The 13,323-nt window shown below is 48.5% G+C and carries 15 protein-coding genes; 3 read left to right on the forward strand and 12 right to left on the reverse strand.

Features of this window, described 5'->3' with window-relative positions:
- Positions 1–62 precede the first annotated feature (62 nt).
- From BFC17_RS16635 to rpe, 3 genes are read right to left on the reverse strand one after another with little or no spacing between them, the layout of a single operon-like run.
- The gene (locus tag BFC17_RS16635) at positions 63–707 is read right to left on the reverse strand and encodes an anthranilate synthase component II (protein WP_070177604.1); all 645 of its coding nucleotides are present in this window, start codon (positions 705–707) and stop codon (positions 63–65) included.
- Positions 708–728: 21 nt separating this feature from the next.
- Positions 729–1,736, reverse strand: coding sequence for a tryptophan--tRNA ligase (gene trpS / locus BFC17_RS16640; protein ID WP_070177605.1), 1,008 nt, complete (start codon positions 1,734–1,736; stop codon positions 729–731).
- A 14-nt stretch (positions 1,737–1,750) separates the two neighbouring features.
- On the reverse strand, positions 1,751–2,428 hold the full coding sequence (gene rpe, locus BFC17_RS16645; RefSeq protein WP_070177606.1) for a ribulose-phosphate 3-epimerase: 678 nt from the start codon (positions 2,426–2,428) through the stop codon (positions 1,751–1,753).
- A gap of 418 nt (positions 2,429–2,846) precedes the next feature.
- Between rpe and BFC17_RS16650 the strand changes: the two genes are divergently transcribed.
- The 3 genes from BFC17_RS16650 (at position 2,847) to BFC17_RS16655 (ending at position 4,192) form a co-directional block, all read left to right on the forward strand.
- Positions 2,847–3,575 (forward strand): TorF family putative porin, encoded by a 729-nt coding sequence (locus BFC17_RS16650; RefSeq protein WP_070177607.1) that lies wholly within the window; start codon positions 2,847–2,849, stop codon positions 3,573–3,575.
- 154 nt (positions 3,576–3,729) lie between these two features.
- Positions 3,730–3,984: a hypothetical protein gene (locus tag BFC17_RS22325; RefSeq protein WP_139142112.1), complete on the forward strand. Its 255-nt coding sequence runs from the start codon at positions 3,730–3,732 to the stop codon at positions 3,982–3,984.
- A gap of 16 nt (positions 3,985–4,000) precedes the next feature.
- Complete coding sequence (locus BFC17_RS16655; RefSeq protein ID WP_070177608.1) at positions 4,001–4,192, forward strand: DUF2970 domain-containing protein; 192 nt, start codon at positions 4,001–4,003, stop codon at positions 4,190–4,192.
- A gap of 22 nt (positions 4,193–4,214) precedes the next feature.
- On the opposite strand, the gene BFC17_RS16660 is transcribed toward BFC17_RS16655, so the two are convergent.
- The 9 genes from BFC17_RS16660 to pilM all read right to left on the reverse strand — a co-directional run bounded on the left by BFC17_RS16660 (position 4,215) and on the right by pilM (position 13,200).
- Positions 4,215–5,084, reverse strand: coding sequence for a Dam family site-specific DNA-(adenine-N6)-methyltransferase (locus tag BFC17_RS16660; RefSeq protein WP_070177609.1), 870 nt, complete (start codon positions 5,082–5,084; stop codon positions 4,215–4,217).
- Between the two features lie 190 nt (positions 5,085–5,274).
- On the reverse strand, positions 5,275–6,708 hold the full coding sequence (locus BFC17_RS16665; RefSeq protein ID WP_070177610.1) for an SPOR domain-containing protein: 1,434 nt from the start codon (positions 6,706–6,708) through the stop codon (positions 5,275–5,277).
- A gap of 38 nt (positions 6,709–6,746) precedes the next feature.
- Positions 6,747–7,814 carry a 3-dehydroquinate synthase gene (gene aroB / locus BFC17_RS16670; RefSeq protein ID WP_070177611.1) on the reverse strand — a complete coding sequence of 356 codons (1,068 nt, stop codon included), beginning with the start codon at positions 7,812–7,814 and terminating at the stop codon, positions 6,747–6,749.
- 20 nt (positions 7,815–7,834) lie between these two features.
- Positions 7,835–8,350 (reverse strand): shikimate kinase AroK, encoded by a 516-nt coding sequence (gene aroK, locus BFC17_RS16675; RefSeq protein ID WP_070177612.1) that lies wholly within the window; start codon positions 8,348–8,350, stop codon positions 7,835–7,837.
- A gap of 290 nt (positions 8,351–8,640) precedes the next feature.
- Complete coding sequence (locus tag BFC17_RS16680; protein ID WP_070177613.1) at positions 8,641–10,416, reverse strand: type IV pilus secretin PilQ; 1,776 nt, start codon at positions 10,414–10,416, stop codon at positions 8,641–8,643.
- A 15-nt stretch (positions 10,417–10,431) separates the two neighbouring features.
- Entirely contained in the window at positions 10,432–10,956 is a 525-nt protein-coding gene (locus tag BFC17_RS16685; RefSeq protein WP_070177614.1) for a pilus assembly protein PilP, read from the reverse strand.
- A complete protein-coding gene (locus BFC17_RS16690; RefSeq protein ID WP_070177615.1) occupies positions 10,956–11,564 on the reverse strand; it encodes a type IV pilus inner membrane component PilO in 609 nt (202 codons plus the stop codon). Before BFC17_RS16690 ends, BFC17_RS16685 begins: the two co-directional genes overlap by 1 nt.
- Positions 11,561–12,142 carry a PilN domain-containing protein gene (locus tag BFC17_RS16695; RefSeq protein WP_070177616.1) on the reverse strand — a complete coding sequence of 194 codons (582 nt, stop codon included), beginning with the start codon at positions 12,140–12,142 and terminating at the stop codon, positions 11,561–11,563. Before BFC17_RS16695 ends, BFC17_RS16690 begins: the two co-directional genes overlap by 4 nt.
- Positions 12,130–13,200, reverse strand: coding sequence for a type IV pilus biogenesis protein PilM (gene pilM, locus BFC17_RS16700; RefSeq protein WP_070177617.1), 1,071 nt, complete (start codon positions 13,198–13,200; stop codon positions 12,130–12,132). Before pilM ends, BFC17_RS16695 begins: the two co-directional genes overlap by 13 nt.
- Positions 13,201–13,323 lie beyond the last annotated feature (123 nt).

Consider the following 13,323-nt stretch of genomic DNA (forward strand, 5'->3'; position numbering starts at 1 on the left):
GTTTTAACATGTCACGCAAATTAGCCAATATAGCAGGTAAAATGACTGACGACTTTCGTTTTTCAGGAAAGCGAGACAACTTGCCCGTTAAATTCGGATACACAGGTCATATCGGCCTGTTTGCGCTTTACCTTAGCTAAAGTGAGGAAATTAAGCAGTACCTGGTGGCCATATTCTGTCAGCAATGATTCCGGATGGTACTGAACGCCCCATAAGGGTAACGTTTTATGCCTGATTGCCATAATTTCCGGCGACGCATCGCTGTCGCTCCAGGCCAGTACCTCTAAACAATCGGGCAGTGTTTGTGGCGCGATCACCAGTGAATGATAGCGGGTAACATTAAAATGGGTGGGAACGTCTTTAAATAAGGCATCGTCATTATGTTTTATGGCAGAAACTTTACCGTGACGAATTTGTTTAGCCCGGGTTATCGTGGCGCCAAATACCTGTCCGATTGCCTGATGACCCAGGCACACGCCCATGACAGGAATAACGCCGGCGAAATGCCGGATAACGTCCAGGCTAATGCCGGATTCGTCAGGTGTGCAGGGACCCGGAGAGATCACAATGCCATCAAAGACGGCGGGGTCTATCTCGTCCAGGGTAATTGCGTCATTGCGAACAACCTTCAGCTCACAACCCAGCTCCAGAAAATACCGGGCCAGGTTGTGGCTGAAGGAGTCGTAATTATCGATCAGTAGAATCAATTGCTAATGCACCGGCTTGGCTTAGGGTTTGGCGATAAATCCCAAAGCGTCGTAAGTTGCCTGCAAGGTGGCAGCGGCGCGGGCCTGCGCTTTTTCGGCGCCCTTACGCATTACGTCGTCAAGGTAGGCGCGATCAGCGCGGAGCTCATTGTAGCGCTGCTGAATCGGCTCAATTAAGGCGACGACGGCATCGGCTACATCAGACTTCAGGTGGCCGTACATTTTATCTTCGTAGGCTGGCACCAGTTCATCAACCGATTTACCGGTAGCCAGAGATAATAATGTTAGCAGGTTGGTTACACCCGGCTTTTCGGCCCAGTTAAAGTAAATACGCGCCTGTTCGTCTGAGTCAGTTACCGCGCGCTTAATTTTCTTGGCCACTTTTTTCGGATCTTCCAGCAAACCAATAAAGTTGTTTGGGTTGGTGTCAGACTTGGACATCTTTTTATCCGGTTCCTGCAAACTCATAATCCGGGCACCAAACTCCGGAATATACGGCTCTGGAATTCGGAAGGTGTCACCGTAAATGTTATTAAAGCGCGTGCCGATATCACGGGTAAGCTCTAAATGTTGCTTTTGATCTTCGCCCACCGGGACTTCATGAGCCTGGTACAACAGGATGTCAGCGGCCTGCAGCACAGGATAGCTATATAATCCCACATTTATGTTATTGGCGTTACGGGCAGACTTGTCTTTAAACTGGGTCATGCGGTTAAGCTCGCCCATCTGGGTAAAACAGTTAAGTACCCACGACAGCTGGGCGTGTTCCGGCACGTGCGACTGCACAAACAGTGTGCTTTTTGCCGGGTCAATACCACAAGCAAGGTACAACGCCAGGCCGTCCAGACACGCCTGCTTTAGTTTTTCAGGCTCCTGACGTACCGTAATGGCATGTAAATCTACAATCATATACAGGCAATCATGGGATTCCTGCATAGAGACCCACTGTTTTAGCGCACCCATGTAGTTACCCAGGGTAAGCTGTCCGGAAGGTTGGCAGCCGCTTAATACAATTGGTTTCGCACTCATCACTCAATACCTGCTTATTTAGAAGAAATAGACGCCAGTTCAGTCCGCATCTGTTGGATGACTGCGGCATAGTCGGGCTGATTAAAAATAGCTGAGCCAGCAACAAACATATCTGCGCCGGCGGCAGCAATGGCAGCGATATTATCGACTTTCACCCCGCCGTCAACTTCCAAACGGATGTTTTGTCCAGATTCGTCGATACGTGCTTTTACTTCACGTAATTTATCCAGCGTGGAAGGAATAAATGACTGGCCGCCAAACCCCGGGTTTACAGACATCAATAAAATATGGTGAAGTTTATCCATAACATAGTCGAGGTAGTGCAGTGGTGTGGCGGGATTAAACACCAGTCCCGGCTGGCAGCCTTTATCGGCGATCAGTTGCAGGCTTCTGTCTACATGCTGACTGGCCTCGGGATGAAAACTAATATAGCTGGCCCCGGCATCGGCAAACTGGCTAATCAGGTCGTCCACCGGGGATACCATTAAATGCACATCAATAGGTGCGGTAATGCCGTAATCACGTAAAGCTTTACAAATCATCGGGCCAAAGGTCAGGTTTGGCACATAGTGATTATCCATCACGTCAAAGTGCACCACATCGGCGCCGGCGTCGAGTACGCGTTGGACATCTTCACCTAAACGAGCAAAATCGGCCGATAAAATCGACGGCGCTATTAAAAACTGTTGCATGAATAACCTTTTATAGACTGTGTAGGGTACGGGGGATGGTCTGGTGTCCGGGGTGTTACGTCTGGTTATTATTGTACTCGACGAATAGACACAAGGCCGCTTATAAACTGGCCAATATTTTAGCGGAATATCAAACCGGGCAAAAGAGCAAATCTCGCCCTGTTATGGGGATTTTGCATTGTTTTGGTGCAAAATAATGCTGATTGATTGTGCGTTGGTGAAGAAAGTAAATAATTATATGTAAAGTTTGTGAATAAAAACACATTAAAAACAGATGTTTATTAATAATGTGTAAGTGATGGCAAGAGGTTGGATAATTGGGCACTAGTTTTGCGTATAAAGTCAGCAGAAAAATAATAACAGACAGAAAAGTCATTTAAATAAAAACACTTATGCGTGATTTATACGGAGAACACACATGAAATTTAATAAAACTTTATTAACTCTGGCCGTTGTTGGCTCTTGCCTTTCTTCTCAGGCTGCTCTGGCTGACAGTCTGTCTGCGAATGTAAGCGTAACTAACAACTACATCTGGCGTGGTCTGACGCAAACCATGAACGAAGCTGCTGTACAAGGCGGTATCGATTATGCGAGCGACAGCGGCTTTTATGCCGGTACGTGGGCATCAAATGTTAAGTACGAAGAGTCTGATGCTTACTCTTATGAGCATGACTTGTACTTCGGTTACTCTGGTGAAGCAGGCGACTTTAGCTATGACGTAGGATACCTTTACTACAACTACGACGAGAATGCTGGCTACGATTTTGGTGAAGTTTACGGTAGCATCGGTTACGGTAGCTTCAGTGCAACTTTATCTGTTTTAGCGAATGCTGAGCCTGATGAAGGTCCTGGTGAAGATTTCGGTTTTGGCCAGGCAACCTACCTGTCTCTTGATTATGGTTTCGCTTTGGAAAGCGGTACTGAAATCGGTTTGCATTTAGGTCATCACCAGGGTGATTTCGCGGAATCTTTTAACGGCGTAACAGATGCTTATATCGATTACGGTGTAACTGTTTCTAAAGATGGTTTCGCGTTTATGATTAGCGGTACTGATTTAGATGATAATGATGATTTCGCAAACACTCCTGAGCGTGATAACGATTCAATCAAATACACTGTTTCTTACTCAGTAGATTTCGAACTGTAAGAGACTTTTAACACTGTTTCAGTGTTTTATGTTATGTGCACGCAAAGGCCACACACTAGTGTGGCCTTTGTACTTTTGGTTAAAAATTTGATTGCCAGATGTGACAAACTGGCTATAATTGCAACAATGGATGATTGTTTGGGACAGTCTTGTTATGACAATGCTAAAGAAAAGCTTGAACTGGCGGGTAGCCGGAGCCGTATTTGCTCTGATGCTAACTGTTGGCAGTTTTAATTTTGCTGTTCGTTCTGACGCTACGGATTGCGTCGAAAATTGTGTTTCCTCAGTCCTCGAAGCTGAACAGGTGAGTTGGTTAACCTGGCTTACGGGACGCTCTACTTCGTACCGATTTCATTTCCTCGATTTGCTGGAATTATTGTCCCGCCACAAGGGCAACGACAGCGAATAATTCGCTGTGGTAAATCATGGCTGAAAAACCAGGCTGGTTAAACGTAGTACAAAGTGTACTGGCCAGCGCTTTTGGTGTGCAAAGCCAAAAAAAATACCAGCAGGATTTTAACCAGACTACCATAGCGCCGTATCTGATAGTGGGCGTGGTGTTTGTGGTGTTACTGGTGGCAGGGTTAGTATTGTTGGTGAAGTGGCTGGTACCTTAGTACTTACTTACTTTGTTTCCCGCTATTTATTATCAATCGGGTGTTCTACTGCGCCTATGGGATAGACGGGTTTGTGATGAAACAATGCCAGTAGTTCACTCACCGGTTTACGCGCACTGCCTTTTTGACTGATAGAGCGTTTTACATTGAGCGTTGAGATCCGCGCGCCATGGTACATCTGGCGCGTGAGCGGTAAATCGTGATTGGAAATCAGCACAGGAATGTGGCGCTTAAACGCAGCGCGTTGAGCAAGCACCGCAAGTTTATGCTGGCAGGAAAGGCTGAACTGCTTTGCCGCGTAGCTGGTAAACAGCGCCGTTTTACTGATTGGCGCATAAGGTGGGTCGCAATAAATTACGCTTCCACGGCGGGCATGCTGGAAAACCCGTTCAAAAGGTAAACAGGTGAATTTGGCTTTTTGTGACTTTTCGGCAAAATGATACATTTCCCGTTCGGGAAAATAAGGCCGCTTGTAACGCCCGAATGGCACGTTAAAGCGCCCGCTCAGGCTGTAACGGCATAATCCGTTGTAGCCATGGCGATTTAAATAGACAAACAGCAACGCCCGGTAATATTCGTCACTGGTTTGATTAAATTCTTCCCGCAGACCGTAATAAATGTTTTCGCTGTTATGGTGAGCAGAGAAATAATGCTTAAGATCGTTGATTAACGCATCAGGTTGCGCTTTAAGCAAGTTGTACAAATTAATCAAATCGGGGTTAATGTCGTTAAGAACGTAATGCTGAAAGTCAGAATTCAAAAACACGGAACCAGCGCCAACAAAAGGCTCTATGAGCTTTTTGGCCTCTGGCAGGTGTGCATTGATTTGTTCAACCAGGCTGTATTTGCCTCCTGCCCACTTGAGGAAAGCCCGGTGTTTACTGACGGCCATTATGTTGGTAACTACTCACTGACGCTGTGGTTTTTATTTTAATAGGCATAGCAAGTTCTACTCTACGATGCCCCGCATCCCGCACCAGGGTAACTGCCCATTGGATGCGTACGACTTTATCGAATCGATAATTGTATCTGCCAGCGCGGATCTCGACAACCAGCAATATCGTGAAATCCTGAATTTATAGCTATTGCTGGTTGGCGATTTCGGCCTTGATCTGCCGGGCCGATTTTATAAATGCCTTGTCGCTGCCAGGAAATGTGGGCAGTGCAGCCAGTTGCTGTTGAGCCTGAGTCAGCGAAGGCGCTGATTCTGCCCAAAGCAGCACGTACCAGTCACCGCCATAGCGATAGGTTTGGTAAACAATAATGCGATTGGTCAGGTCGTTGTCACGCAGAAAATCCGCAGCCAGCTGGTGGTCTTTCATGCCAGCGATTTGTACCCAGTATGCGCTGTTGTCATCTTCCAGCAGCATCGCGTTGGCCAGCGGCAGTGTTGCTGCTGGCTCACGAGGGGAGGTTGCGGACTCAGGGGCCTGTGTATCCACAGTGGTAGCAACGGTTGTTGCTGTATCAGCTTCGGTTGCTGGACGGGTTACCGGTTCTTCGGTAGGCGTCACGGATGGCTTTGCCGTTACGGCTTGTGGTTCAATCCCGGTTGGCTTCTCTATGGTGGTAACCGTAGTTGCCTTCTCCGGTAATGCTTTTAGCGCATCATTAAAGCTGCTGATAACCCGGGGCTGTGTTGATGGCGCTTTGCTATCTGCGTCGGTTTCGATAGCGGGTGGCGGCTCATTGGCCGTAGTGTCCACATCCTGTTTGACTACGCTTAGCGTACGGGTTGGTTTTACAATTGCCGGTGCTTCAACCAGCGCGGATTGTTCGGTAGCGGGTTGCTGCGATTCAATTGGATTGAACAGGGTCGTTATGGTGGTGCCATACTGCCAGCCCATAATTGCCACAAAACAGGATACGAAAACCAGCGTGATGCCTAACCATAGCCAGGGCGAACGCAGGCGGTTGGGGGTAAAAGGTGTCGCTCCCGCTTCGCCACGCTCCTTTCTGTAACGTTCAAAGGCGGCGCGACGTTCTGCGAGTAATCTGTCGACGTCACTGCTGTAATCGTCAGAAGTAAAAGACTGGCTGCTAATTAGCAGGGGCGTGCTGGTATTTTTGGCTGGCAGCCACTCCTTTGCCTGTTCAGCCCACTCACTTTCGCCAAACAGCAGTACGTTTAGGTGCTGTTTATTGTTAGCAAAGCGACTTTGCAGTACCAGTTCCCACAGTTCCTGCAAAAAGCTGTTCGGAATATGCTGTGCCTGAGTAATGGTAATCAGCACCGGTCCGGCGTGGTGATTCAGTCCGGCGAGTAGTTCATTGAGTGGGCGAATGTAACTGCCCACCACCTGGCCAAGTAACTGTTTACACAGCGTGCCCCGGTATTCGGTTACCGTCATTGAGGGCTCGGCAGTGATAAACGCCAGCTCAGTGTTGTCCGACTGTTGAAAAACAAAAGATTCCAGCGTTCTTTGCTGCTCAGCTATGGTGTCACCGCTAACAAAAATTAGCTGAGACGAGTAATTAACTAAGTATTCAAGTCTGCTGTGCAGCTCTGATGCCACGGGTTATTCCTCTACAGTCGGCCAGGGATTTGGACTAATTAACCTAACACTGCATCCAGAATGGGCTGAGTTACCGCTTTGGTCACCACTGCTTTACCTATACCCTGGGGAATAACAAAGCGAATCTGGCCGGCTTCGACTTTTTTGTCGCGGGCCATGTGACGCATATAGTCTTCCACCGACATGCTGTCGGGACCGGATACCGGCAGATTAAACTGCTGTTGCAAGTCTTCCACACGACGGGTTTCTGACGCAGTCAGCCACTCTAAATGTTCTGCGGTTTTACAAGCAAGGATAATACCAGCGGCCACAGCCTCGCCATGTAACCAGTTTCCATAACCCTGCTCGGCTTCAATCGCATGACCAAAGGTATGGCCAAGGTTCAGCAGCGCGCGAATGCCACCTTCCCGTTCATCCTGAGCAACGATTTCGGCTTTAATCTGACAGCAGCGGAAAATGGCTTTAGTCAGTGCCTCGCCATCCAGCTCTTTAAGTGTCTGCTGGTTGGCTTCCAGCCAGTCAAAGAAACCGGCGTCGTAGATAATGCCGTACTTAATCACTTCGGCCATGCCGGCAGCAAATTCACGTGGTGGCAGGGTATTGAGTGTGGTGATATCAATAGCGACCAGAATGGGCTGATAAAAAGCACCAATCATATTTTTACCCAGCGGGTGATTCACTGCGGTCTTGCCGCCAACTGATGAATCTACCTGGGACAACAGGGTGGTGGGTACCTGAATAAAGGGCACGCCGCGCTGGTAAGTTGCCGCAACAAACCCGCATAGATCGCCAATGACACCGCCGCCCAGGGCGATTAACGTGACGTCTCGGGCGGCGTTCATCTCAAGCAAACGGGTCATGACAACCTCAAACTGCTCAAGGGTTTTATATTGTTCGCCATCAGGCAACGTGATGACATCGGTTTGCTTGTCACCACAAGCAGCCAGTACTCTTTCCAGATAAAGCGGGCCAACCGTTTCGTTGGTTACGATAACGGCACGCTGACCTTTAATGTAAGGTACAAAAAAGCCGGGCTGTGATAACAGTCCGGCTTCGATCTGGATAGGGTAGCTACGCTCGTCAAGTTCTACGGTTAAGGTTGACACGCAGATAGCTCCTTTAAATGTTATAACCCGATCTTGCTGATGATTTGGTTAGCAACGGCACGCGCTGACTGATCGTCGGTTTCAACAACGTAATCGGCTACTTCTTCGTAAAGCGGATTGCGCAGTTCAGCGAGTTCTCTTAATACCTTTTCCGGATCATCCTTTTGTAACAAGGGGCGGCGCTTATCACGCTGGGTTCTGGCAACCTGTTTGTCAATGGTGGTTCGCAGGTACACTACAATCCCTCTGGCTGACAAGCGGTTACGAACGGCTTTGGTCATAATAGAACCGCCGCCAGTGGCCAGAACAATACCTTGTTTGTCAGTTAAATCATTAATGACATTTTCTTCGCGTTTGCGGAATCCATCTTCACCTTCAAGATCAAAGATCCAGGTAATATCTGCGCCGGAACGACGTTCAATCTCCTGATCGGAATCGAAGAACTCAAGGTGTAACTCATCTGCTAAGTGACGACCAATGGTACTTTTACCTGCGCCCATTGGACCAACCAAAAAGATATTACGTTTTTCAGCCATATTTGCTTATTTCACAACTTAATAATGTTAAGGGCAGAATCCACTGTTTTCCTCAACCACCCGTTCACACGTGCTTATTTTGTCGCTAATAAGCACATACACAAAACCTCGTAAAAATTTCGAGAGCGGGATTATCTCAGTTTCTCAGACCGCTATGCAAGTTTTGTTGCAGGGATTAGGGCGAAAGCCCTAAAAATGACGCTTAGACTGAGGGTTACGGGCATCGTTCGGAGCCGCGCGAGGCTTATCCGGCGGCTCAGGGACGATGCGACGGCGTGATATTACAATGATTACAGCGCTTCAGTAACAATTTTTGGTGTCACGAAAATCAATAATTCACGTTTCTGGTATACCGTTGAGCTATTACGGAACAGGGCTCCAACCACGGGCAAATCACCAAACAGGGGAACCTTGCTCACGTCATTACTATTTACCTGCTGGAAAATACCACCCAGTACAATGGTCTCGCCATTTTCAACCAGTACCTGGGTCTTAATTTCCTGCGTATCAATGGCAACGGCATCACCGGTAGCCGTTGACACGGTTTCACCGCGGGTATCCTGGGTCACGATTAAATCGAGGATAATGCGATTATCAGGAGTGATGTGTGGCGTTACCTTAAGGCTTAATACCGCCTTTTTAAATTCTACTGAGGTTGCACCGCTTGAGGTGGCCTGAGAATACGGGATTTCGGTACCCTGCTCAATGTAGGCTTCCTGCTGGTTCGCCACGGTAATACGCGGGCTGGCAATAATTTCACCTTTGTTTTCTGACTCCAGTGCTGACAGTTCGAGGTCAAGAATGGTGCCATCAGCGAGGCTGGCGATCTGAAAACCGATGCTGCCTGCTGCGCTGGCTACTGGCAGGTTTACGTTAAGGCGGTCACCCAGTGCGGGGATCGTGCCGCTGGCAATGGTATCTGCGCCGGATAGTGAGCCGGATACGCCATTGTCGTCCTGACGGTCAGAAAAACCCCAGCGTACGCCCAGTTGCTCATCCACGTTATCGCGCACAGTAACCATTCTGGATTCAATAAGTACCTGTTTTACCGGAATGTCGAGCGATTCGATAACTCTTCTGGCTTCGTCGATAGACGCCTGGGTATCCCTGACCAGAATAGTATTGGTGCGGTTATCTACTGTCACTGTGCCGCGATCAGATAAAATGCCACCGCTGCCTTCGCTGGACTTTAAAATTTGTGACAGCTCCGAGGCTTTCGCATAGTTGACCGTAATACTGGCAGATGCCAGCGGGGCTAACTGTGCAACCTGCTGATCAGACTGTAATTTCTGTGTCTCACGCTGGGACAGTTCCTCGCTTGGCGCGATAAGCAGAATATTACCTTCCTGACGCTTATCCAGGCCTTTGATTTTAAGAATCATGTCCAGTGCCTGATCCCACGGTACACCGCTTAAACTAATGGACACATTACCGCTCACGGTATCCGTGGTGACCAGATTAAAGCCATTGACCTTGGCAATGATTTGCAACACCTGACGAACCGGCACATCCTGAAAATCCAGCGAAATCGGCGCGCCCTGATACTGGCTGTTTTCTAACTTAGCAATCTGATCCGCGGTCATTGGTGCCATGGTGATGGTCAGGGTGTTGCCCTCTGTTGAGGTCTCGGTATTTACCTGGCCGCTGTAGTTGAACTCGATACGTGCGGCATCTTTGTCCTGAAACGTTTCAATGGTGCTGACTTGTGTGCCAAACGCGGTTACATCCAGCTCAAGTAACTGATCTTCAGCTAATTCGGTAGCCGGTAACGTCACAATCAGTTTGCCGTTGGCTTCAATTACCTGAGGCGCTACCTGCTGCTGACTAAACTTCACCGTGGTAATTGCCCGGCTTTCTGAACCCCGGGTAAAATCAATGTTGGTGAGGGTTGTTTTAAAGACTTTTTCGGCTTCAGCATTAGGGTTAATTAACTGCGGAGATTCCTCGGCACGAAGTTCTGCGGCAACTACGTTAAACAGTAAAAATGTAACCACAGCGCCGACTACCCAGTAGCGTCGCTTTGACTGCCGGTTGAGTCTTTCGTTAAAGATATATCGCTTAGACATCTGTAAATCTCCTGCTTACGATTTCATCGTTAGCGTTGTTTCTTTTTTCTGCCAGCAACCAGCGCCGTCAGGAACAAGTTCTTCAATCACTACTTTGTCGTTACCTATCGCTATGATACGACCGAAAAATAACCCGAGCCGGCTTCCCCGTTTAGCCTGATACAGGCCACCATCGTTGGTTTTAAACAACACCCAGGTATCACCGTTGGAGCGGAAACTGCCAGTAAATGACAACGCATCAATACCATAAGATTCCAATGGCTCCCGGGCCCGGCTGGTGTCGGGTTGCAGGCAGTTGACCCTGGCTTGCAACACAACCGGTGCCTGCGTGGCTTTGGGTCGGGTAAAGGGACTGCGAAAATCCTGCGCACTGTAAATAAACGCGGGTTGTTGCTCAAACTCAGGATAAGGTTCGATGCTGGGCCTGGTGTTCAGTCTGACCTCGTTGGTATAGGCAACCAAATCGTCAATTTGCGGGGCACAGCCAGAAGCCGTCAAGGCTACCACTGCAATGCTCAGGAGGCGAGTTAAACTACGCATTACTTGCTCTCCTCCTGATCATTGGTGGCGGTACGATAAGTCTTAGCCAGCAAGCGTAACCGCAGACCATCCTGATCGCTTTGCACTTCAAAGTCGTGCATGGTCACAATACGTGGCAGCTCAGCAACTTTAGAGACAAACTCGCCAAAGTTGTGATAACGACCGGAAACCTCGATGCGAATAGGCAGTTCGGTATAAAACTCTTTCGGAATTTCCTTTTCCCAGTTCAGCAGTCTGAAAGTCAGACCAGAGCTTGTTCCAACATAGGTAATATCATCCAGCAGTCCAGGCGTTTCGTTGCGGGTTGGCAGCGATTTCAGCATCGACGAAAAGTCTTCTTCAATTTTGGCCAACTGCTCTTTATAGGCCGATAAATTGGCTGCCAGGCGATACTTAGCCTGAAACTGCATTTTCAGTTCGGCTTCCTTGGCTTCAGCCTGATCCCACAAGGGCAGTTTGGGGCTGATAATGCCAAAGTAACTTATCCCGGACACTACGATGGCAATAAATACCGCAACGACGGTTTTAATTTCAAAGGGCCAGGTGGCGATCTGTTCAAAGTCCAGATCGTTCATCTCTTTTAGTTTGGCAAAGTCAAATTTCTTCATTTGCCGCTCCGGTTTTGTTGTTCTTTTTCCATTGCGACTTGCTCGCTAATCGAAAAGGTCAGCGTAAACTCACTTACTGCGTCACTGGCACTGGTGTCGGCAACAATCGAAGACAGCTCGCCCGAAGTAAATACTTTGGAGGTTTCTAACTGACGCATAAATTCTGCCAGTCGGTTATTGGACTCGCTGGTGCCGCGCACCTGAATTTTGGCTCCAATCCGTTGTAAGGATTTGAAAGAGACGCCCTGAGGCACCAGTCGGGCGAGTTCATCGAGCACCTGCGGGGCCAGGTTCCGGCTACTTTGCAACTGTTCGATGAGTGCCATACGCTGCTCAATAGCTGCTTTGCTTTCCTTAATCTTCTTAATTTCGGCAATCTGGCTGTCCAGCGCTGTGATCTGTGATTGCAGATACTGGTTACGCGCATTCTGATTACTGATTTGGGTATCAATAAACTGGCCAATAAGCCAGAAAATCAGACCGGTAATCAGGCCGACCAGGGCCAGCACAACAATATACTGTTGCTTTTGTTGCTGACGACGTTGTTCGCGCCAGGGCAGCAGGTTTACATGTGCCATTTGGACATCCCCCTGCTGGCCAGGCCCGCCGCCACTACCATCAGTGGCGCAATTTGCTGCGCCGCTTCGCCATTTATTTTGTCGCTAATCTTGATGTTGCTGAACGGGTTAAACACCTCAACGTCCAGTCCAAGGTCCTGTTGCAGGGTCTCAGCCAGGGTTGGCAATACGGCGCCTGCACCACAGATAACAATTTTATCCGGGCGATCAGCATGCATCGTGCTCATGTACATTTGTAAGGCACGGTTAATTTGCTGTTGCAGATTGGCTGCAAAAATAGGCAGGGTATCGGTCGCCCAGTTTGCCGGAAGTGTGTTATTTATCAGCTTTTCTTCGGCGTCTTTGCGGTCCATCATATGAATGATAGCCAGATCCTGAATCAGCGAATCAATGCCGAAAGTGTGCTCCTTGGTGTATTCAACCTTACCATCCCGCCACAGGCAAACCTGCAACAGGGAAGCCCCGATATTGATGCAGCAAACCCGTAGCTCGGGATCTTCGTGGGGATAAAAATAATCAATAGCGTTACCCAGGGCATAAGTTTCAACGTCGACGACTTTGGGTTCAAAGCTTTGTTCGCGGACCAGTGTGGCGCGTGAGTCCACCACGTCTTTATGCGCAGCGGTCAGTAACACGTTAACTTTGCCTGTATGGGTTGTACTTAACCCCACTTCTTCAAAGTCCAGATAAACTTCTTCTAACGGATAGGGAATAAGACTGTCGGCTTCGACTTCTATTTGTCCTTCCAGCTCAAAATCGCTCTGGTCCGGCTCCATGTGAACAATTTTGCTTATTACCGAAGTGCCCGCCACCGCGATGGCGGTAGGCTTTAATTTGGTTTTAAGCGCCAGACGTACTTTGCGCAGGGCTACGCTTACGGCGTCAAAGTCGCTGATCTCACGTTCTCTGAAGGCGTCCTTAATAATCGGTTCGCAAGCAAAGGCGGTCAGCGTATAGTCGCCTTCGGCGCCTTCCAGCACGACCGCTTTTACGCAACGGGTCCCGATGTCGAGACCGACAATGGGGGGTTGCTTCTTTTTGAACAGCGATTTTAGCATGTCAACTGAACTCTCATTTACTATCGGACAATTTCTAACATATGATGTTACTTAAAAATTTTCCATTTAATGGTTCTAATAAATACACTTAGGTATAAAATATAAGTCATTTTCGCCAAAAAG

The sequence above is a fragment of the Marisediminitalea lipolytica genome, assembly GCF_001758465.1.
GTDB lineage: Bacteria > Pseudomonadota > Gammaproteobacteria > Enterobacterales > Alteromonadaceae > Alteromonas > Alteromonas lipolytica.

Excerpts from the sequence above, each read along its gene's own strand:
- pilM (WP_070177617.1), bottom strand. The coding sequence starts at position 13,200 with ATGCTAAAATCGCTGTTCAAAAAGAAGCAACCCCCCATTGTCGGTCTC.
- BFC17_RS16655 (WP_070177608.1), top strand. The coding sequence starts at position 4,001 with ATGGCTGAAAAACCAGGCTGGTTAAACGTAGTACAAAGTGTACTGGCC.
- BFC17_RS16680 (WP_070177613.1), bottom strand. The coding sequence starts at position 10,416 with ATGTCTAAGCGATATATCTTTAACGAAAGACTCAACCGGCAGTCAAAG.
- trpS (WP_070177605.1), bottom strand. The coding sequence starts at position 1,736 with ATGAGTGCGAAACCAATTGTATTAAGCGGCTGCCAACCTTCCGGACAG.
- BFC17_RS16690 (WP_070177615.1), bottom strand. The coding sequence starts at position 11,564 with ATGAAGAAATTTGACTTTGCCAAACTAAAAGAGATGAACGATCTGGAC.
- BFC17_RS16685 (WP_070177614.1), bottom strand. The coding sequence starts at position 10,956 with ATGCGTAGTTTAACTCGCCTCCTGAGCATTGCAGTGGTAGCCTTGACG.
- aroK (WP_070177612.1), bottom strand. The coding sequence starts at position 8,350 with ATGGCTGAAAAACGTAATATCTTTTTGGTTGGTCCAATGGGCGCAGGT.
- BFC17_RS16695 (WP_070177616.1), bottom strand. The coding sequence starts at position 12,142 with ATGGCACATGTAAACCTGCTGCCCTGGCGCGAACAACGTCGTCAGCAA.
- rpe (WP_070177606.1), bottom strand. The coding sequence starts at position 2,428 with ATGCAACAGTTTTTAATAGCGCCGTCGATTTTATCGGCCGATTTTGCT.
- BFC17_RS22325 (WP_139142112.1), top strand. The coding sequence starts at position 3,730 with ATGACAATGCTAAAGAAAAGCTTGAACTGGCGGGTAGCCGGAGCCGTA.
- BFC17_RS16650 (WP_070177607.1), top strand. The coding sequence starts at position 2,847 with ATGAAATTTAATAAAACTTTATTAACTCTGGCCGTTGTTGGCTCTTGC.
- BFC17_RS16660 (WP_070177609.1), bottom strand. The coding sequence starts at position 5,084 with ATGGCCGTCAGTAAACACCGGGCTTTCCTCAAGTGGGCAGGAGGCAAA.